The sequence below is a fragment of the Nonomuraea sp. NPDC047897 genome, from assembly GCF_043204415.1.
Classification (GTDB): Bacteria; Actinomycetota; Actinomycetes; order Streptosporangiales; family Streptosporangiaceae; genus Nonomuraea.
The window spans coordinates 76897-96371 of record NZ_JBIDCC010000006.1 but is presented as its reverse complement, the minus strand read 5'-3'; the positions used below and the strand labels follow the sequence as shown (position 1 = coordinate 96371).

Below are 19475 nucleotides of genomic sequence, written 5' to 3'. Positions count from 1 at the left end.
TGTGCATACGGATCAGTGTATGGCCCCCAGACGGGGGCCGACCTCTCGTTATTCCTCCGGCAGGTGGTCGCCGATCAGGGCGAGGTTCTGGATGGCGGCCAGGCCGTACTGCGCGGCGTCGTTGGTCGAGACGTACGCCGCCTCCGCCACGGGCGCCAGCACGTGCGGCCCGGCCACCCGGGTCAGCCGCCAGTCGGGCTCGCGCTGCAACGGATTGCGGTTGAGCTGGTCGTCCTCGTCCACGAAGAACCTGCGCCAGGCGCGCGCGGCGAGCACGGCGGCCCGCCCGGGGTCGCCGTCGCGGGCCGCCGCGTACGCGGCCAGCCGGCTGTGCGCCTGGACCAGCGAGACGCCGCGGAGCGCGTGGCCCACCTCGGCCTCCTGCTCGGCGGCGGGCGCCAGATAGAGCCGGCAGTAGTCGAGCCAGGCCCGCTCGAACCCGGGCACGTCCAGCGCGAGAGCGATCAGCTCCGAGCACATCTCGGGCAGCCCGAAGACCGCCGACAGGTGCGAGATCTCGACCGCGTCGCGGGAGGTGTCCAACCGGCCGGTGGCCAGGTCGAGCCGGGCCTCACCGGTGAGGAAGCCGTGCGGCAGGGCGCCGATCCCCGCCATGGTGCCGAGCAGCCGGTCCCGGGCGCGTTCGTCGCCGTGGCGCTCCCAGCGGGTCAGCCAGGCGGCGGCGAGCGCGCCCCAGTCGGCGCCCAGACCGACCGACAGGGCCGACGGGTCCGGCGTGTAGACGTCGCGGCGCACCTTGCGCGTCGGGTCGATCACGAGGAAGGTCTCCTCGGGCGCGGCCAGCTCGTCCAGCAGGTCGCCGGTGCGCTCGTCGGCGGTCAGGTAGTAGAAGAAGCGCCGGTAGGCGGCGTTGGAGATGCGCAGTTGCTTGCAGCTGCACCCCCAGTGCTGCACGTTGTGCCGGCTGCCGAGACCCTTCCAGCGGCCGAGGTGGTAGACGTCCACCTCGCCGGTGTGGCGGGTCATCGCCTCGGCGAAGCGGAAGACGTCGGCGCGCCCGGTGCGCAGGAACTGGTACCACAGCCACAGGTCCGGCGACAGCTCGGAGTTGTCCCAGGCGTAGCCGCCCACGTCGTAGCGCCAGGTGTGCCGGTCGGCGTCGTAGGTGTGCATGACGTCGCCGTAGTCCCAGAAGCCGTACCAGCGGCGCTGCTCACGTTCGCGCACGTACAGGTCGAACAGGAAGTCCAGCCGGTCCTCGATCGCGGCGCGGGCCGGGGTGGAGCGGTCGGGCAGGTCCCAGTCGCCGAAGACGCCGGCGGCGCGCAGGCGCTCGGGCGGCGCGGTCAGCAGGGCGGGCTCGTTCATCGCGGCGGCGTGCGCGGCGAGGTCCGCCGACGGCGGGGTGGCGTCGTGGACGCGCAGGGTCAGCTCGTGCGTACGGGCCACGCCGTGGGCGTCGCCGAAGCCGGGCTCGTAGTCCTCGTAGGTGATCTCCAGGCCTTCGAGCTGCTCGGCGAAGGTGTCCTGCCCCATGCCGTCGTGCCAGAACCGCAGGTCCATGGCGGGCGCCGAGGGCGAGTAGAGCCAGACGGTCGCGGTGGCGAGGCCGGTGGCGGCGCCGCGGACGTCCAGGCGGGTGGGGTGCAGCCGCCAGAAGTCGCGCAGGCCGAAACCGAGGCCGCCGCTGACGCCGCCGACGTAGCCGTAGCCGGCCGAGCGGGTGCCGGCCGGGATCGTCACCCAGGCGTGGCCCTCGGCGGTGCGCTTGCGCAGGACGAAGCCGTCGGCGGAGGTCTGGTCGAGGGTGTAGTCGCTCCAGGTGGGGATGAGGTGCAGCCGCCTCGCCACCTCGGGGTTGCCGATCGGGCCGCACGGGCGGCCCTCGACCTGGGCCCGCCGCACCTCCTCGCCGGGGTCGCGGCGCAGGCCGGTCAGCCCGCGCACGGCCTCGGTGAGGAAGCCGCCGTCGGGCCCGGCCAGCCGTACGTGGCGGTCGTGCGGCTCGTCGCGCATGACCACGTCGGCGCGCAGGCCGAGCCCGGCCAGGAAGTCGCGCCGGGGGTCGCCGTCCCAGACGAACGAGTGCACGACGCGCACGTCCGCCGCTCCGGCGTAGAAGTACAGGCGCACGGTGAAGGGCAGCCGGGCGCGCCGCCCGTCATCGCCCCGCCCCTCATCGCGCCGCCCGTCATCCCTCTGCCCGTCGCCTCTCTGCCCGTCGCCGTGGTCGCCGTCGAGGCGGACGACGGCGCGGACCGGGCCGTCCTGCTCGACGGTGACGCGCGTGACCCGGCCGGTGGCCCGCTCCCGGGTGAGCGAGCCGTCCTCGTCGGACGTGGGGCGGTCCTGGTGCAGGCTCACCAGGCGGACGTCTCTGACGATCTCACGCTCGCCGCCCTCGGCCGGCACGGTGACCGAGCGGGCGAGCGTGTCGCCCCCTTCCTCGATCGTCCAGGTCACCGCCCCCGTGCCGACGCGCAGCACGCCCCCCTCGCGGGCGACCGCGACCGGCCGGGCGGGGGCGGCGGGCATGCCGCCGGGCCGCAGCTCGTACGTCCCGGCCGGGCTCGCCTGCGGGCCGACGGCGTGCGCCGACCACTTCACGGAGCCCTCCGGCCAGGTGGCCGTCACCCAGCTCTGCACGGGCACCTGCCCGCCCGCCGGGTCGGCCAGCGCGAACGGGGTGCCCGGCCGGACCTCGCCGCGCGGCCACGGCACGCCCCAGGTCACCCCCTGCTCTGCGGGACGGTCCAGCCAGCGGAGCACGGTCATGCGATCTCCTTCAGCCGCTCGGCGACGATGGCGGCCACCTCGTCGGCGCCGCGGAAGCAGAAGTGGGTGTCGTCGGCCACCCCGTCCGGGTGGAGCGGGTGCCGACCAGGCGGCAGGTGGGTGAACAGCGCCTTCGACCCCTCGGGGCCCAGCCGCTCGTACAGCTCGGTGGTGGCGGCGGTCAGGTCGATCAGCGGCACGCCCTCCTCGGCGGCGAGGGCGCGCACCCGGTCCGGGTAGTCGCCGTGCGTCGGCGCCAGCCGGTCGCCCTCGAAGCGGCGGCGCTGCACCGGCGTGCACAGCACCGGCAGCGCCCCCGCCGCGCGCGCCTCTCCCACGAAGGCGCGCAGGTTCTCGCGGTACGGCAGCTCGGGCTCCTTCTGGTCGTTGTGCCCGAACTGGATCACCACGACGTCGCCCGGCGCCGCCTCCAGCAGCAGCGCGTCCCACAGCCCCTCGGCCCGGTGGCTGGCCGTGGTGGCGCCGCCCTTGGCGAGGTTGCGCACCGGGACGCCCACGTACGGGCCGAGCTGCGCGCCCCACCCCGACATGGGCGCCTCGAACGCGGGGCAGGAGGCCACCGTCGAGTCGCCCGCCAGCAGCACCGTCCGGGTCACTCCTTCACCGATCCGATCAGCACGCCCTTGGCGAAATGCTTCTGCAGGAACGGGTAGAAGAACAGGATGGGCAGCGTGGCGATGACCACCACCGCGAACTTCAGGCCCTGCTCGGGCGGCACCCACGTCCGGTCCATCTGCGCCAGCGCGTTGGCGGCGTCGGTGTTGGTGAGCTGCCGCACCAGGATCTGCAGCGTCCACTTGTCCGGGTCGTTGATGTAGAGCAGCGGCGACATGTAGTCGTTCCAGATCGCCACCGCGTAGAACAGCGAGAACGTCGCGATGATCGGCTTGGACAGCGGCAGGACGATCTTGAAGAAGACGCCCATCTCGTTGGCGCCGTCGATGCGCGCCGCCTCCTCCAGGGCCTGCGGCAGCTCCTGGAAGAAGCTCTTGATGATGATCAGGTAGAACGGGTTGATCGCCAGCGGCAGGATCAGCGCCCAGTAGCTGTCCAGCAGCCCCAGGTCGCGCACCACCAGGTAGGTGGGGATCATGCCGCCGCTGAAGACCAAGGTGAAGATCACCAGGTTCAGCACCAGGGTGCGGCCGGGCAGGTAGCGCTTGGCCAGCGGGTAGGCCATGGTGAACGTCAGTCCGAGCTGCACCACCGTGCCGACGGCCGTCACGACCACCGTCGTGATCAGGGCGCGGACGAAGGTGTCGGTGGCGAAGATGTACGCGTACGACTCGGTGACGATCTTCTCGGGCCACAGGAAGAACGGCCGCGAGGAGATCTCCGACTCGCCGGCGAACGATCCGGCCAGGACGTACAGCAGCGGCAGGATCGTGACCAGTGCCAGGCCGACGAGCACGACGACGTTGAGCGTGTCGAACACGCGGCTGCCGAGCGAACTGTTGTTGTCGACCGGCGCCTTGGCCGTGGTGATGGCGGACATGCCGGGCTCCTTAGAACAGTCCACGCTGGCCGAGGCGCTTGGCCAGCCAGTTCGAGCCGAAGATCAGGATGACGCCCGCCACGCCCTTGAACAGGCCGACGGCGGTGGAGTAGCTGATGGCGCCCTGGGTGATGCCGGCGTAGTAGACGTAGGTGTCGAACACGTCGGCCACCGAGCGGTTCAGCGAGGTGGTCATCAGCCAGATCTGCTCGAAGCCGGAGTCCAGCAGGTTGCCGGACGCGAGGATCGCCATGACGACCACGGTCGGGCGGATCGCGGGCAGGGTGACGTGCCAGAGCTGCCGGAACCGGCCGGCGCCGTCCATCCGGGCGGCCTCGTACAGGTTCGGGTCCACCCCGGCCAGCGCGGCCAGGTAGATGATCGTGCCCCAGCCGGTCTGCTTCCAGAGCTGCTGCAGGACGATGAGCGGCCGGAACCACTCCTCCTGCGCCATGTAGTCGATCTTCGCGGTGTCGCCCGACAGCTCGCGGATCCAGCCGGAGATCACGCCGAAGTCGGCCGCGAACAGGACGTACGTCAGCGAGGCGACGATCGTCCAGGACAGGAAGTGCGGGATGTAGATGAGCGACTGGACCGAGCGCTTGAGCACGTTGACGCGCAGCTCGTTCAGCAGCAGCGCGACGATGATCGGCGCGGGGAAGACGAAGACGATGTGCAGCAGCGCCAGGAACAGCGTGTTGAACATCAGCCGGCCGAAGTCGGGGCCGGAGAAGAGCTCCTCGAAGTGCTTGAAGCCGACCCAGGGGCTGCCCGAGTAGCCGAGGAACGGCAGGAAGTCCTGGAACGCGATCGTCACGCCGTACATCGGCAGGTACTTGAAGATCGCGAAGTAGCCGATGCCCGGCAGGAGCATCAGGTAGAGCCAGCGATAGCGCGCCAGCGCCGTGCGGAGGGGGACCTTGTCGGCGCCCCGCCTCCTCGCCTTGGGGGCCGCCTTCACGGGAGGCGGCGCCAGGTCGGTGGCCACAGCGGCCTCCTTTCGTGCGAGGGGCCCGGGCTCGGCCCGGGCCCCTCCGAGCGGGGCTACTGACCGAGCTTGCCGACGAGGTCGTTGATCTCGGCGGCCACCTGGGTGCCGCCGCTGTCGTACCAGCGCTTGATCTCGGCCTTGAACTGCTCCTCGGTGAAGGTGCCCGACAGGTACTTGATGCGGGCGTCCGGGATGATCGTGTCGATCTGCGCGCCCTTGGCGACGGCGGTGGGAGAGACCACGGGCAGCGCCACGTTGTGCACGGCCGTCTTGAGGTCCTCGGCCATCAGGTCGTTGCTGAGCTTGACCATCTCCTGGTACGGCTTGCCGGAGGGCGTCCGCTGGTAGGCGATGCCGCCGATCGACTCGTCGCCCTTCGTGCCGAGCTGGATGAAGGCGTCGTCCACGCTGTCCTGGATGGGCCTGACCGCCGGGTCGTCCTCGTTGATCAGCGTGGCGGTACCGTTCTCGACCTTGAAGTTGCGGCCCTCGACGCCGTTCTGGACGAGGATCTGGCCTTCCTTGGTGGCCAGCTTGTCCAGCGTCTTCAGCACGTTGTCGAGGTCGGCCTCGGTGCGCACGCTCTGCTTGGAGATCGCCAGCACGTCGGCGTAACCGGTGAACGGGTAGGAGAACTTCTTGCCGTCGGAGCGGCTGAGGTTGCCGACCATGGCCACCTTGTCGCCGTAGTTCTCCGGGTCGTCCTCGCGGAACAGGTCGAGGACCTGCCGGGAGCGCACGTTCACGTCGATGATCATGCCGCCCTTGCCCTGGTGGAAGGGCTCGTTCCACTTGGCCGTGTCGAGGGTGGCGAAGTCGGGGTTGACCATCCCCTCGTCGATCATCTTCTTCAGGAACCGGTTGGCCTCCAGGAACTCGGGGGTGTCGAAGCCGGGCACGATCTTGCCGTCCCGCTCGCCCCAGCCGTTCGGTGCGCCGAACCAGGTCTCCAGCACGTCATAGGGGCTGGCGCTGGCGTAGTTGCCCGGCCACTTGGGGATGATCAGGCCGTAGGTGTCCTTCTTGCCGTTGCCGTCGGGGTCCTTCTCGGTGAACGCCTTGGCGACCTCGTACAGGTCGTCGACGGTCTTCGGCTCGTCGAGGCCGACCTTCTTCAGCCAGTCCTTACGGATCACGATCGCCGAGCGCAGCAGGGGCCGCATCCGGTACAGGCCGTAGATCTTGCCGTTGACGGAGGAGTTGAGCGCCGTCCGCTCGTCCATCGGCTTCAGGTTCGGGTACTTGTCCAGCTTGTCGGTCAGGTCCCAGAAGGCGCCCGCCTCGGCGGACTTGACGAACGCCGGCATCTTCGGGTCCACCACCATGACCTGGGGGAGGTTGGCCGAGGCCAGGGTCACGTTGACCTTGTCGGTGTATTCGGCGTTCGGCACCCAGGTGATCTGGAGCTTCTTGCCGAGGAACTTCTCCACCGCCTGGTGCATCTCGCCCTTGGGGTCGGGCGCGGTGCCGAACAGCTTGGACATGATCGTCAGCGTGTTGGGGTCGGTCGCGGGCGCGTCACCGCCACCGGCGCAGGCCGAGGCGAGAAGAGCGGCCGTTAGCGTTACCACACCGGCGGTGAGCCGGCGACGGGATGGGCTCATGAGATCCCTTTCGAGTGCAGACGCGCCTCGTTCTCCTGGAAGAAGCGCAGGCAGAGCCAGGTGTTGACGTGGATCCAGGCGCCGATGCTGATCACCGCCGCGAGGACGGGCATCACCGAGGTGGCGTAGGCGATGCCGCTGAGGACGAAGAGCTGCACCACGGACGCGGCCGGTCGCGTGATCGCGAACAGCGACGCCTTGGGCAGGCAGGCCCGGAGGGGCAGGTCGTAGTGCGTGTAGATCGGCCCGATGTAGGAGCCCACCACCACCAGAGCGGCCAGGGCGACGAGCGTCGCGATCCGCGGCGCTCCCGCGCCGGGGCCCAGAGCGCTCAGGTAGAGGTAGTTGCCGACCAGCACGGTGGCGACCACCGCCATGGGCAGGACGAGCAGGTTGCCCCGGACGAACTCCCGTCGGTAGACGGTCCCGAACTCCCGCCATGCCTGAAACGATTCACCACGGGCGTGCCGCCTGGCCAGGGTGTAGGCGGCCACGGTGGCGGGCCCGAGCCCGAGGACCACGCCACCGGCGAGGGTGAACGCGAGCCACAACAGGTTCAGCCGAGCCGCCCAGGCCACCTCGGTACAAGCGGCCTGGACCTTCATTGACATGGAGTGATGGAACATCCGGCAGCACTTTCTCGTGGCGTGTGCGCGGACACGGGACGGGGGTCGCGCCGTGGCGCCCGCCCTGTTACGAGCGGGTGAACGGCTGGTTGGTGGCGAACGTAGTGTTGAATCGACTCAGAGTCAATGATGAGAAACGCGGAGATTTGCGTAATCCCCGATCAACGGGGCCATCTGCCGGAAACCGATCTTGCCGCCGCGCAGGGCAGGGCCGCCGACGGCGCCGTCGTCCGTCCAGCGGAACGAGACCAAATCGTTGACGGCGAACGTGATCTCCGAGCCCCTGACGTCGAGTCTCATCGCGTACGGACCTTCGGCGTCGAGCACGGCGGGCAGCGGGTCGGGCCCCTGGGCGACCAGGTGGAAGCCATGGCTCTTGCGCAGGTTGCAGGTGTGCAGCCTGCGCTCCGACGGCCACATACGCCGGTAGTAGGACACGTGGTAGGCGTCGATGTCGCCGCTGTGATACTGCTCGTACGGCCCCTCACGCGGGGCCAGCGCGGGATCGAAGAGGTCCTCACCTCCCCGGCCGCGGGCATGGAAGAACATGATGGCCAGCCCCGGCTCCCTGACCGGCCAGAAGTCCCACTCGACGCGCACGTCGGCGGGGAAGTCCACCGGGCACCACAGCACCAGGTTGGCCGCCTGCCCGTCGGCCGGCGGCCGGACGCTCTCCAGCCGCATCCGGCCCTGTGGGAACGACACCGTCCCCGGCCCCTCCATCCGGAACCCCTCCAGGTCGTCGGGGCCGGCGAGCCGGTTGTGGTAGATCTCGGTCACATCGTGCTCCTTCAGTCGCGCCTGCGCAGCGCGCTCGACTCCCGGACCACCAGGTCCGGCTGGAAGATGACCTGCCGGTGCCGGTGCTGCTCGGGCGCGGTCACCTCCTCCAGCAGCAGGTCGATGGCCGTACGGCCGAGCAGTTCGCGCGGCTGCCGCACGGAGGAGAGGGGGACCGCCGCGGCGGCGGCGAAGTCGATGTCGTCGTAGCCGACGATCGCCATGTCGTGCGGGACCCGCAGCCCCCGCGCGGCCATGGCCTGCAGGAACCCGAGCGCTATCAGGTCGTTGGCGCAGAAGGCGGCGGTCGGCCGTCTCTTCGGCGGCAGGCCGGCCACGCGTTCGCCAGCGGCGCGGCCGCCGGCGACGCTCAGCGCGGGCAGCACGTGGCTGACCAGCTCGACGCCGTCACCCGCCTCGGCCACGGCGTTCATGATGCCGGCGTGCCGGTCGGCCACCTGTTTGATCGACGGCGGCCCGCCGACGTAGGTGATGCGGCGATGCCCCCGCTCGATCAGGTGCGATCCGGCCAGGTGCCCGCCGAGCCGGTCGTCGACCGCCACCGAACACTGCAGGCCGGTGGCGGCGCTGTCGACCAGCACCACGGGGGTGCCGCGGGCGGCCAGCTCGGCCAGCCGGGGGCTGCCCGCGTCGACCGGAGTGATCAGTATGCCCATGACGCGCTGCTGTTCGAGCTGGTCGAGGTGGCGGCGCTCCCGGCGCGGGTCGGCGATGCTGTTGCACAGCACCACCATCGTGTCGTGCTCGTCGGCCAGCGCCTCCGCGCCGTGGGCGACGTCGGCGAAGAACGGGTTGGCCACGTCGAGCACGACCAGACCGACCGTCCGGCTGCGGCCCACCCGCAGGTGGCGGGCCACCTCGTTGCGGACGAACCCCAGCTCGCGGATCGCCTTGAACACACGCTCGCGCGTGGCCGGGGAGACGATCTCGGGCCTGTTGAGGACGTTGCTCACGGTGCCCACAGAGACTCGCGCCAGCTGCGCGACCTCCTTGATGCTACTGGTCGCCATCGAACCTCACGAGGCCGTGCTGCCGGGAACCCGGCCATCATAGCGGCAGAACAGCGCATTTTGAATCGACTCAAACCCTTGCTTCCACCGCACGGGGGCCGCTCTTGAACGCGCTCGCCGGAACACCCCTCGCTCAGGGGGCTCCGGCGCTTTCGGAAAGCCGGCGGACCCGCCTCGGAGGACCGGGGGCGAGCCTCCACGAAGCCGACGGACCCGCCCCAGGGGATCGAGGCAGGCCACGGCGGCGCGCACCTCGGTCCGCCCCGGGCGCGGCGCCACACCGACCGCGCGCGGGGGCCGTCAGCCAGGGTCCACCACGCGGATCCTGACCGCGCGGAACAGCTCCGGGGTGTCGCGCAGCACCGCCAGCTTGGGATCGGGGACCGTCAGGAACGGCCCCGCCTCCAGGGCCAGGAGCGGCGCCAGGCGCCGATCGGCGCGCAGGGCGTCCACGGCGCGGCGGTCGCCGCCGAGCACGACCGCCTCCAGGTCGGCGAGATGCGGCGACAGGACGCGCAGCGCCGTCTCGGCCGCCGTGTCGAGCGCCTGGTCCGCCTGGTTGCGGCGTCTCCTGGCGAAGCGCTGCTGCGACCATCCGCCCGCGGCGGTGCGCCCCTGGACCAGACGGGAGCCGACCTTGGAGGCCACCAGCACCCCGCCGTGGAACACCCCCGCCGCGTAGCCGCCCAGCCGGACGAGGATCACGCCGACCCGGCGTTCGGCGCGCGCGTGGGCGACGAGCCCGGAGACGTACGGCGGGCCGGCCGGCATGGGCGGGAAGGGGGCGTGCAGCTCGGCGAGCGCGCCGTCGGGCCGCCACCAGGCGCACGGCCCGCTCGTCGCCGGACGCCTCGAACGGCCCGTGCCGGTCGGCGAAGCCGTCGATCCACGGGTGCACGCGCTCGGGCGGCACGGACACCCACCGGCCGCCGCCCTTCGCCGGTCGCGCGCTCATGCCGGAAGGCTAGCCCACCCGGTCCGCCGCCCCGCGCCGGGCCGCTCCTCAGGGCGGCGGACCGAGGGACCACCGCAGGGCGAGAACTGCAGGGGATCCACCGCAGGGCGACGTACCGGAGGACGCCCCCCGCGAGGCGGCGGACCGGAGAAACCACCGCAGGGCGGGAACCGGAGGGGAAATGCCGGTGAACATCCCCCCACAGGGGTTCTCCGGCGGCGACCGGGGCCGCATCATCCCCTCGTGACCTCTCCCGGCCCGCTTCCCGGCCCCGTCGTGGACCTCGACACGGGCGCCGCCGTCGCGCGACCGGCGGCCGTGGACGCGGCGGGCCTGCTGCCCGGCGGGCCCCTGCCGCTCGTGCTGGAGCTGCCGTTCACCGTCGTGGCGCGCGGCGCGGGAGCGCTGGTGCCGTTGCACGAGGCGCTGCGCAGGTCGGGCCGCCATCCCCGAGAGACGATGCTGCTGTTGACCGGCCCGTGCGGGAACGCCGAGCGGCCGGTGATCCAGGTGACGCTGGACGGGCTGCGCACCCTCGGCTACCTGCTCGGGTTCGGCGACGCCGGGCTGGAGAGCGTGCCGCTCGACATGATCGCGGAGGCTTCGCCGTACCTGCTGGCCCTGTCGCCCGGGGTGATGACGCGGGTGCCGCGCGACCACCGGGCCGTAGCGGTGGTGCGGGCGGTGGCGGAGCTGGCGCGCGGCATCGGCGCGCACGTGCTCGCTCCGGGGATCGAGGAGCAGGCGCAGCTTGCGGCGGTGCGCGGCTGGGGGGTGCGGCTGGCGCACGGGCCGCTGCTCGCGCCCGGCCCGGACGGGCGGGTACGGGTGCCGCTCCCGGAGCCGGCGGAGGCCGCGGCGGCCGCGGCCGTGGCGTCGGGTCAGGAGCTGGGCCCGCGCGTGCAGGAGCTGCTGCTGCCCGCGGTGACCCTGCCGGCCGAGGCGAAGGCGGAGGACGTGGTGGCGGCCTTCGGCGACGAGCCGTCGATCACCAGCGTGATCCTGGTGGACGAGTACCAGCGGCCGCGGGGCAGCCTGGACCGCGGCAGGTTCCTGCTGTCGATCGCCGCCCGGTACGGCCACGCGCTGCACGCCACCAAGCCGGCGCGGCGGCTGGCCGACCCGCCGCGCACGGTGTCGAGGAGCACGCCCGTGGTGGCCGCCATGCGGGCGGCGGGTCAGGACGCGGCCCGCGTCTACGACGACCTGGTGGTCACCGATGAGCTGAACCGCTGCATGGGGATCGTGCGCGTCTCCGACCTGATCCGCCAGGTGACGGCCGCCGGCGGCTGAGAGGTCCGCGCGGCCCCTGGGCAGGGCAGCCCCGGCCAGGGTAGGAAGGAGGCGTGACGCGACAGCTGAACAGACGGGCCCTGCTCGGCACGGGCCTGCTCGCGGGGGTGTCCGCCTGCACCTCGACGCCCACGCCCGCAGCCCCTCCCGCGGTCTCGCAGCCGCCGCCGTTCGATCCTCGGGACTGGGCGAGCGTGCGCGCGCAGTTCGCGCTGGATCCACGGGTCGCGCAGTTCGCGGCGTTCGTGCTGGCTCCGGCGCCCGCCCCGGTGCGCGCGGCGATCGAGCGGCACCGCGCGGGCCTGGACGCCGACCCGCACTATCTGCCGCCTGGAGGGGACGCGCCGGACCAGGCCATCCGCGCGGCGGCGGCGCGGTTCGTCGGCGGCGAGGCCGGGCAGATCGCGCTCACCGACAGCACCACGATGGGCCTCGGCCTGCTCTACTCCGGGTTGCGGTTGCGGCCCGGCCAGGACGTGCTCACCACCGAGCACGACTTCCTGTCCACCCACGAGGGGCTGCGCCTGCTGGCCGCGCGCACCGGGGCGCGGGTGCGCAGGGTGCGGCTGTACGACCATCCGACGACGGCGTCGGCCGAGCGGATCGTCGAGGCGATCAGGAAGGGCCTGGGGCCGCGCACCCGCGTGGTGGCCGTGACGTGGGTGCACTCCAGCACCGGGGTGCGGCTGCCGGTGCGGGCGATCGCCGACATGCTCGCCAAGGTGAACGAGGGCCGGGACGAGCGGGACCGGGCGTTGCTGTGCGTGGACGGGGTGCACGGGTTCGGCGCGATGGCCGACGGCGTGGCCGACCTGGGCTGCGACTTCCTCGCGACCGGCACCCACAAGTGGCTGTTCGGCCCGCGGGGCACCGGCATCCTGTGGGGCCGGGCGTGGGACGCGCTGTCTCCGGTCATCCCGGGGTTCGAGGAGCCGTCGTTCGTGGCGTGGCAGCGCGGCGAGGCGCCGGCGGCGGTGACGGCGGAGCTGGTCACGCCGGGCGGCTACAAGGCGTTCGAGCAGCGGTGGGCGATGCCGGAGGCGTTCGCGTTCCAGGAGGCCATCGGCAAGGACCGCGTCCAGCGCCGCACCCAGGAGCTGGCCACCCGGCTCAAGGAGGGGTTGCGGGCCATCTCGCACGTGACGGTGATGACGCCGGCCGGGGCTGAGCTCTCGGCCGGGCTCGTGTGCTGCGCGATCGCGGGGATGCAGCCGCAGGCCGCGGTGGCGCGGCTGCGCGAGCGCGGGGTGGCGGCGAGCACCACGCCGTACGTGCCGTCGCTGCTGCGCTTCGGCACGAGCATCGTCACCTCGCCCGAAGAGGTGGACCGGGCTGTCAAGGCGGTGGCCGCGCTGCGCTGAGGGTGGCCGCGGCGCGCTGAGCCGGGCGGCCGCGGTGGCGGTCGGGCCCGCTGAACCGGGTGGTCATGGTCGGCTGCCGGGCCGTCGCTCGCACCGGGCGGCCGCGGTGGCGGTCGCCCGGTGCGGCGGTCACAGGCGGCAGGCGTAGATGTCGGTGACGAGGATGGCGCGGGCGCCGATGTCCCAGAGCTGGTCCATCACCTGCTGGTGGCCCTTGCGGCGGACCATGGCGCGCACGGCGACCCAGCCCTCGCGGTGCAGCGGCGAGACCGTCGGCCCCTCCATGCCGGGGGTGAGCGCGATGGCCTCCTCGATGCGCTCGGCGCGGATGTCGTAGTCCATCATCACGAAGTCGCGGGCGTGCACGACGCCCTGGAGGCGGCGGACGAGCTGGCTCACGCCGGGGCTCTCGGGGGCGCTGTGCCGTTTGATCAGCACGGCCTCGGAACGCATGATCGGTTCGCCGAACACCTCAAGGCCGACGTTGCGCAGCGTGGTGCCGGTCTCCACCACGTCGGCGATGGCGTCGGCCACGCCGAGCCGGATCGCGGTCTCCACCGCGCCGTCGAGCTTGATCACCCTGGCGTCGACGCCCGCGTCGGACAGGTATTTGCCGAGCAGTCCGGCGTAGGAGGTGGCGATGCGCATGCCGTCGAGGTCTTTGACCGACGTCATCGTGCCGGACCTGGCGGCCAGCCGGAACGTGGAGCCGCCGAACCCCAGCGGCATGATCTCCTCGACGGGCGCGCCGGAGTCGATGAGCATGTCGCGCCCGGTGATGCCGGCGTCGAGGGTGCCCTCGCCGACGTAGACGGCGATGTCGCGAGGGCGCAGGAAGAACAGCTCGCAGCCGTTGTCCTCGTCGAGGACGACGAGCTCCTTGCTGTCGCGGCGCGGCCGGTAGCCGGCCTCCTTGAGCATGGCCTGGGCGGCCTCGCTCAGCGCCCCCTTGTTGGGTACGGCCAGTCGGATCATGTCGTGGTCATCCTTGGGTCTCGCGAGGGTCGTACGGACGGGCCAGGTCGGGGCGCGGACGCCCTAGAGATGCTTGTAGACCTGGTCCAGCCCGATGCCCTTGGCGAGCATGAGCACCTGCACGTGGTAGAGGAGCTGCGAGATCTCCTCCGCCGCCCGGTCGGTGGACTCGTGCTCGGCGGCCATCCAGCTCTCGGCGGCCTCCTCGACGACCTTCTTGCCGATGGCATGGACGCCGGCGTCGAGCGCGGCCACGGTGCCCGAGCCCGCGGGCCGGGTGCGCGCCTTCTCGGACAGCTCGGCGAACAGCTCTTCGAAGGTCTTCATGGTCTCTCTCGTGGGTCGGCAGACGTGCATGACAAGCCTAGTCTGCGCGCGGGGGTCGTAGGCCCGGGAGTCCGCCACGCGAGACGGCCCGCATTGAGCGATCTTGACCGTCACCCCTTACTCCTCTATGGTCCATTAAATAATTAATATGTCCGCATTTAGAGCCGCATATGGAGGCTTTGTGGCAACGGAAAGCCTCTTTCCGCTTTCGCTCCGCACGCTGCTCCAGCCGGAAATATTACGGAATCCCGCACCGGTCTATCACGCGTGGCGGGAGAGCGCGCCGTTCTTCTGGTTCGAGGAGCTGGACACCTGGGTGCTGACGCGCCACGAGGACTGCGCCGCCGTTCTGAAGGGGCTCGACCGGTTCGCCTCCGACTGGCGGCGGCTCGGCGAGCGGACGCCCGACGAGCTGATCATGCTGCAGACGGTCGACCCGCCGGACCACCCGCCCGTGCGGCGGCTGCTCGCGGCGGCCTACCGGGAGCGGGACCACGCGGCGCTCGCCGCCCGCACGGCCGTCCGGGCCCGCCGGCTGCTGGCGGACCTGCCCGAGCGGGCCGACTTCGTGAGCGAGGTGGCCGTCCCGCTGACCGTGGCGACGATCTGCGACGTGCTCGGCGTGGACCCGCCGGACCTCGGCTGGCTGGCCCGGGTCTCCCCGCCGGTCATCGACACCATGGACGCCGGGCTGCGCCCCGAGGTGGTCCCGGCCGGACTCGCGGCGCGCGCGGAGTTGGACGCGTTGATGGAACGCTGGATGAGCGACCACCGGCCGGGCGGGATGTTCGCCTATGTCAGCGAGAAACTCCCGGCGATGGGGCTCGACCGCCGTTTGGTGCTGAATTCGCTCCGGTCGACTTTCCACGCCGGTTTCGAGTCCTCGGCACGCCTGCTCGCGCTGTCGCTGCTCGCGATAACCGACAATCCAGGAAGCCTTCAGTATTTCGCGAAAACTCCGGACACCGCGGTTGACGAGGTGATCCGGTACACCAGTCAGGTCCAGGTCCTCGCCCGCGGCTGCCTGGCCGACACCGAGCTCGGCGGCGCCACGATTCGCGCCGGCCAGGGCGTGACCCTGATCATCGGCGCGGCCAACCGCGACCCGGCCGTCTTCCCCTCCCCCGATTCCCTGCTGCCCGCCCGCTCCCCCAACCCGCACCTCGGCTTCGGCCGCGGCCTGCACGCCTGCCTGGGCGCGAGCCTGGCCACGATGCAGACCAGGGCGCTGTTCGCCGAGCTGGCCGTCGGCCATCCGGACCTCCGGCCGTGCGGGGAGCCGGTGATGTGGGAGAGCGGGACGCTGCGCGGCGTGCGCAGCCTGCCCATCACCCTGTCGTGAGGAGGTGATCGTCCATGCGTTACGCCTACTGACCGACAGCCGCACTGTCAGCCGCACTGTCAGCCGCCGTGGCCGCACCCGGCCACGGCGGGCGGCACCGTTCCGGGGAGCCCGATGAGCAACCCTCCAGCCGACCGCGCCCAGGCGGCGCGCGGCCGCTACCGCGACGCGCTCGCGGTGCCCGAGTTCCGGGCGATCTTCCTGTCGCACGTGATGTGCATGCTCGGCACGATCGTGACCCAGTTCGCGCTGACCGTGCTGGTCTACCGGCAGACCGGGTCGCCGCTGCTGGCCGCCATGGTGTTCACGGTGGCGTTCGTGCCCTACCTGTTCGGCGGGGTGCTGCTGTCGGCGCTGGTGGACCGGGTACCGATCCGGCGGCTGCTGGTGGGGTGCAACCTCCTGACGGCCGCGCTGGCCGCCGTCATGGCGCTGCCCGGCCTGCCGGTCGGCGCCGTCCTCGTCCCGGCGTTCGGCATGGGACTCGTGGCCCCGGTGTTCGGCGGCGCGCGGGCGGCGGTGCTGCCCCGCGTCCTGGACGGCGACGTCTACATCGCCGGCCGGAGCCTGTTCCGGCTGGTGGCCCAGGGCGCGCAGGTGAGCGGCTTCGCCCTCGGCGGCCTGCTGCTCGTCGTGATGTCGCCGCGCGCCGCCGTCCTGCTCAACACGGCCGCCTTCCTGATCTCGGCGGCGCTGCTGGCGGCCGGAGTGCGGGCGCGTCCCGCGACGGCCGGCGGCGCGGCGGGCTCCCTCGTCGGCGACTCGCTGGCCGGGCTCCGCCGGGTCTTCCGGATCGTCCCGCTGCGCCGGGTCCTGGTGTTCGGCTGGGCGGTGCCGGCCCTCGGGATCGCGCCGGAGGCGCTGGCCGCCCCGTACGCGGAGGCGGCGGGCTTCGGCACGCTCGGACTCGGCCTGCTCATGTCGGCGCTGCCGGTGGGCACGGTGCTGGGCGAGGTGCTGTGCATGTGGCTGCCCTCCCCGCGGCAGCGGCTGCGCCTGGTCGTGCCGCTGGCGGTGCTGATGTTCGTGCCACAGCTCGCCTTCGGGCTGCGGCCGGGGCTGCCGCTCGCGATCGGGCTGCTCGTGCTGTCCGGCATGGGGCTGGCCCACCATCTCGGGCTGGACCGGCTGGTCGTGGACACCGCACCGGAGGACCTGCTCGGCCGGGCGCTGAGCATCCAGACGTCGGGGCTGATGTTCTGGCAGGGCGTCGGGTTCGCCGTGGCGGGGGCGAGCGCCCAGTTCGCCGCTCCGTCGGTGGTGGTGACGGTGAGCGCCGCCCTGGGCCTCGTCCTGATCCCCCTGCTGCGGCCGCGCCGCCGGGACGGGCCCGACCTCACCTAGCCACGGCTCATCGCGCGGTCACGTCGTTGACGCAGCGCAGCACGGGGGCGCGGGTGAGCGCGCGCTCGTCCACCCGCGGGTCCGTTGTGCTGATGACGAAGCGGGCCCGCTCCCCCGGCAACAGCGTGACGAGCTGGTCGTCCACCTCGGCGGCGGGGTCGAGGCGGTCGGGGAAGACGGCCAGGTCGCGCAGCAGCGTGTGGGCGGTGACGGTCAGCAGCAACCCGTCGGGGACGCGTTCGGTGACCGCGTCGAAGCGGGGCTCGGGCAGGCTCAGGTCGCGGTCGGGCGCGAAGAACCACAGGGCCCGCCGCTCCCCCGCCGCCACGACGATCAGCTCGCCCGCCGGGTCGCCCGCCCCCGCCACCGGCGCGTCCAGCTCCAGCGTCGCGACGGCGCGAGGCGGCACGTCGAGATCGAGGGTCTGCGTCGCGAGCGCGGACCCGTCGAAGGCGTGCCGTACGGCCAGCGCTCGTGCCCGCCACGGCCGCCCGGTGTCGTTGACGGCCGCCAGCACCAGGCCGCCGTCTCGCGGCTGCACCGTCAGCAGCCGGTCGGCGTAGGCGCTGCGCAGCGCGTGGAAGAGCGGTTTCCTGCGGCCGTCGCCGTCCACGGCCGACCAGGAGGTGACCGGCCAGCAGTCGTTGAGCTGCCACACCACGCTGCCGGCGCAGTGGGGCCACAGCGACCGGAAGTGCTCCACCCCCAGCCGGATGGCCCGCGCCTGGTTGAGCTGGGTCAGGTAGTGCCAGTCGTCGAACGTCTCCGGCGCCGGGAAGTGCGGTTCGAGCCCGGCGGCCAGCTTGAGGTCGCCGTCGACGGCCTTCTGGTGGTGCAGCATGCCGGGCGAGCCGGGCTGCAGCGGGTCGTCGCCGATCGCCCGGCGGATCGTGGCGTACGCCGCCGGCGCCTGGAAGCCGAACTCGGCGGCCAGTCGCGGCCGGTAGTCGCGGTAGGCGGTGTAGTCGCGCTCGTTCCACACGTCCCAGATGTGCAGGGTGCCGTGGGCCGGGTCGTTGGGGGGCAGGTCCATCGAGCCGGAGTACGGGCTGCCGGGCCAGTAGGGCCGGGTGGGGTCGAGCTCGGCCACGATGCGCGGCAGCGTCTCCAGGTAGAAGCCGGAACCCCAGCTTCGGCCCTCCAGTCGCTCGCGCCAGCCCCACTCGGCGTGGCCCTGGAGGTTCTCGTTGTTGCCGCACCACAGGACCAGGCTCGGGTGCGGGGTGAGCCGGGCGACCTGCTCGCGCGCCTCCGCCTCCACCTCGGTCCTGATCGGCTCCTCCTCGGGGTAGGCGGCGCAGGCGAACGGGAAGTCCTGCCAGACCATCAGCCCGAGCCGGTCGCAGAGGTGGTAGAAGTCCTCGCTCTCGTACAGGCCGCCGCCCCAGACGCGCACCAGGTTGACGCCGGCCTCGCACGCCTGGGCCAGCCTGGCGGCGTACCGGTCGCGGCGGACGCGGGTGGGGAAGCAGTCGTCGGGGATCCAGTTGACGCCGCGCAGGAAGACGTCGACGCCGTTGACGGCCAGGGTGAACGCGCCGTCCTCGGTGCGCAGGCGCACCTCGCGCAGGCCGATGTCCCCGCGCCACACCTCGTCGCCGGCCGTGACCACCAGTTCGTGCAGCGGCTGTTCGCCGTACCCCCGGGGCCACCACAGGGCGGGATCGGGCACCTCCAGGGTGATCACGCCGTCCGGGCGGCCCGCGGGGATCACGGTCCGGCCGGAGATCCCGGCCAGCGACGCGGTGACCTCGGCGGCGGCGGTGGGATCGGCGCCTTCCACCCGGACGTGGACGGCCACCCGGGCCGTCCCGTCGCGCAGGGACACCAGGGGGCGCACCTCGGCGATCCGGATCCCGTTCCAGGCGTGCAGCCCGATGGGCCGCCAGATGCCGGACGTGACGAGCGTCGGTCCCCAGTCCCAGCCGAAGTTGCAGGCCATCTTCCTGATGAACGGGTACGGCTCGGTGTAGGCGCCCGGCCGGTCGCCCAGTTCGGCCCGCAGCCGTTCGGCGTAGGCGTACGGCGCGGTGAAGGTCACGCTTAACCGGTTCTCGCCCGAGCGGAGCGCGCCCGCGACGTCGAAACGGTACCCGCGGTGCATGTTGGCGGTCTCGCCGAGCCGGTGACTGTTCAGCTCGATCACGGCCACCGTGTCGAGGCCTTCGCAGACCAGGTCGGTCCGCTCGTGGCCGGTCGGCGTCCAGTCGAACACGGTCTCGTAGCGCCAGTCCGTGCGGCCGATCCAGGTCAGCCGCGTCTCGTTGTCGTCCAGGTAGGGGTCGGGGATCAGCCCGGCCGCCAGCAGATCGGTGTGCACGCAGCCCGGGACGGTGGCGGGCACCCCGGCGCGCACGGAGGGGTGCGCCGGGGCCGGCGGTCCGGCATGCGGGTGGGGGGTGCCGTCCACCGCGCGGACGGTCCAGGACTGGTGCAAGGCACGCCGAAGGCCCATGCGGCAACTCTCCGGTGATCGATCTGGACGATACGGATATACCAGCATCTATTCGGCGTACTGGCAATGACTTCACTGAACCGGTTCGCATGGATGTACGGCCACGGGGAGCACAGAAAACGGCACCGCCCGCCGTGCC

General features: G+C 72.2%; 16 protein-coding genes. 4 read left to right on the top strand and 12 right to left on the bottom strand.

From position 1 onward, the window contains the following. Positions 1-48 precede the first annotated feature (48 nt). From ACGF0J_RS15330 to ACGF0J_RS15290, 9 genes are all read right to left on the bottom strand, one after another. Entirely contained in the window at positions 49-2736 is a 2688-nt protein-coding gene (locus ACGF0J_RS15330) for a Tat pathway signal sequence domain protein (protein WP_393146023.1), read from the bottom strand. Further along, complete coding sequence (locus ACGF0J_RS15325) at positions 2733-3353, bottom strand: rhamnogalacturonan acetylesterase (RefSeq protein ID WP_393146021.1); 621 nt, start codon at positions 3351-3353, stop codon at positions 2733-2735. Before ACGF0J_RS15325 ends, ACGF0J_RS15330 begins: the two co-directional genes overlap by 4 nt. After that, a complete protein-coding gene (locus ACGF0J_RS15320; RefSeq protein ID WP_393146019.1) occupies positions 3350-4252 on the bottom strand; it encodes a carbohydrate ABC transporter permease in 903 nt (300 codons plus the stop codon). The genes ACGF0J_RS15325 and ACGF0J_RS15320 overlap by 4 nt, the downstream gene beginning before the upstream one ends. 10 nt (positions 4253-4262) lie before the next feature. Beyond that, positions 4263-5240 carry an ABC transporter permease gene (locus ACGF0J_RS15315; protein WP_393146017.1) on the bottom strand — a complete coding sequence of 326 codons (978 nt, stop codon included), beginning with the start codon at positions 5238-5240 and terminating at the stop codon, positions 4263-4265. A 56-nt stretch (positions 5241-5296) separates the two neighbouring features. Beyond that, positions 5297-6727: an extracellular solute-binding protein gene (locus ACGF0J_RS15310; protein WP_393146015.1), complete on the bottom strand. Its 1431-nt coding sequence runs from the start codon at positions 6725-6727 to the stop codon at positions 5297-5299. A 116-nt stretch (positions 6728-6843) separates the two neighbouring features. Then, positions 6844-7458, bottom strand: a complete 615-nt coding sequence (locus ACGF0J_RS15305; protein WP_393146013.1) for a YesL family protein — start codon at positions 7456-7458, stop codon at positions 6844-6846. A gap of 138 nt (positions 7459-7596) precedes the next feature. Then, entirely contained in the window at positions 7597-8253 is a 657-nt protein-coding gene (locus ACGF0J_RS15300) for a DUF1961 family protein (protein ID WP_393146011.1), read from the bottom strand. An 11-nt stretch (positions 8254-8264) separates the two neighbouring features. Then, on the bottom strand, positions 8265-9284 hold the full coding sequence (locus tag ACGF0J_RS15295) for a LacI family DNA-binding transcriptional regulator (RefSeq protein ID WP_393146009.1): 1020 nt from the start codon (positions 9282-9284) through the stop codon (positions 8265-8267). Positions 9285-9584: 300 nt separating this feature from the next. Continuing rightward, positions 9585-10055 carry an acVLRF1 family peptidyl-tRNA hydrolase gene (locus ACGF0J_RS15290; protein WP_393146007.1) on the bottom strand — a complete coding sequence of 157 codons (471 nt, stop codon included), beginning with the start codon at positions 10053-10055 and terminating at the stop codon, positions 9585-9587. A 427-nt stretch (positions 10056-10482) separates the two neighbouring features. Here ACGF0J_RS15290 and ACGF0J_RS15285 point away from each other — a divergent pair, with 427 nt between their 5' ends. Next, complete coding sequence (locus ACGF0J_RS15285) at positions 10483-11532, top strand: EAL domain-containing protein (protein WP_393146005.1); 1050 nt, start codon at positions 10483-10485, stop codon at positions 11530-11532. Positions 11533-11585: 53 nt separating this feature from the next. Further along, entirely contained in the window at positions 11586-12893 is a 1308-nt protein-coding gene (locus ACGF0J_RS15280) for an aminotransferase class V-fold PLP-dependent enzyme (RefSeq protein WP_393146003.1), read from the top strand. A gap of 129 nt (positions 12894-13022) precedes the next feature. Here the strand turns inward: ACGF0J_RS15280 and hisG are convergent, their stop codons facing one another. Both hisG and ACGF0J_RS15270 read right to left on the bottom strand, forming a co-directional pair. Beyond that, complete coding sequence (gene hisG, locus ACGF0J_RS15275) at positions 13023-13868, bottom strand: ATP phosphoribosyltransferase (RefSeq protein ID WP_393146001.1); 846 nt, start codon at positions 13866-13868, stop codon at positions 13023-13025. A 63-nt stretch (positions 13869-13931) separates the two neighbouring features. Continuing rightward, on the bottom strand, positions 13932-14195 hold the full coding sequence (locus ACGF0J_RS15270; protein WP_113700568.1) for a phosphoribosyl-ATP diphosphatase: 264 nt from the start codon (positions 14193-14195) through the stop codon (positions 13932-13934). Positions 14196-14376: 181 nt separating this feature from the next. Here ACGF0J_RS15270 and ACGF0J_RS15265 point away from each other — a divergent pair, with 181 nt between their 5' ends. Beyond that, positions 14377-15537, top strand: a complete 1161-nt coding sequence (locus ACGF0J_RS15265) for a cytochrome P450 (protein WP_393145999.1) — start codon at positions 14377-14379, stop codon at positions 15535-15537. Between the two features lie 114 nt (positions 15538-15651). After that, entirely contained in the window at positions 15652-16881 is a 1230-nt protein-coding gene (locus ACGF0J_RS15260; protein ID WP_393145997.1) for an MFS transporter, read from the top strand. A 7-nt stretch (positions 16882-16888) separates the two neighbouring features. Here ACGF0J_RS15260 and ACGF0J_RS15255 read toward each other — a convergent pair whose 3' ends face one another. After that, positions 16889-19336 carry a glycoside hydrolase family 2 protein gene (locus ACGF0J_RS15255; RefSeq protein ID WP_393145995.1) on the bottom strand — a complete coding sequence of 816 codons (2448 nt, stop codon included), beginning with the start codon at positions 19334-19336 and terminating at the stop codon, positions 16889-16891. Positions 19337-19475 lie beyond the last annotated feature (139 nt).

Excerpts from the sequence above, each read along its gene's own strand:
- ACGF0J_RS15330 (WP_393146023.1), bottom strand. The coding sequence starts at position 2,736 with ATGACCGTGCTCCGCTGGCTGGACCGTCCCGCAGAGCAGGGGGTGACC.
- ACGF0J_RS15320 (WP_393146019.1), bottom strand. The coding sequence starts at position 4,252 with ATGTCCGCCATCACCACGGCCAAGGCGCCGGTCGACAACAACAGTTCG.
- ACGF0J_RS15310 (WP_393146015.1), bottom strand. The coding sequence starts at position 6,727 with ATGTCCAAGCTGTTCGGCACCGCGCCCGACCCCAAGGGCGAGATGCAC.
- ACGF0J_RS15305 (WP_393146013.1), bottom strand. The coding sequence starts at position 7,458 with ATGTCAATGAAGGTCCAGGCCGCTTGTACCGAGGTGGCCTGGGCGGCT.
- ACGF0J_RS15295 (WP_393146009.1), bottom strand. The coding sequence starts at position 9,284 with ATGGCGACCAGTAGCATCAAGGAGGTCGCGCAGCTGGCGCGAGTCTCT.
- ACGF0J_RS15290 (WP_393146007.1), bottom strand. The coding sequence starts at position 10,055 with ATGCCGGCCGGCCCGCCGTACGTCTCCGGGCTCGTCGCCCACGCGCGC.
- hisG (WP_393146001.1), bottom strand. The coding sequence starts at position 13,868 with ATGATCCGACTGGCCGTACCCAACAAGGGGGCGCTGAGCGAGGCCGCC.
- ACGF0J_RS15270 (WP_113700568.1), bottom strand. The coding sequence starts at position 14,195 with ATGAAGACCTTCGAAGAGCTGTTCGCCGAGCTGTCCGAGAAGGCGCGC.
- ACGF0J_RS15260 (WP_393145997.1), top strand. The coding sequence starts at position 15,652 with ATGAGCAACCCTCCAGCCGACCGCGCCCAGGCGGCGCGCGGCCGCTAC.
- ACGF0J_RS15255 (WP_393145995.1), bottom strand. The coding sequence starts at position 19,336 with ATGGGCCTTCGGCGTGCCTTGCACCAGTCCTGGACCGTCCGCGCGGTG.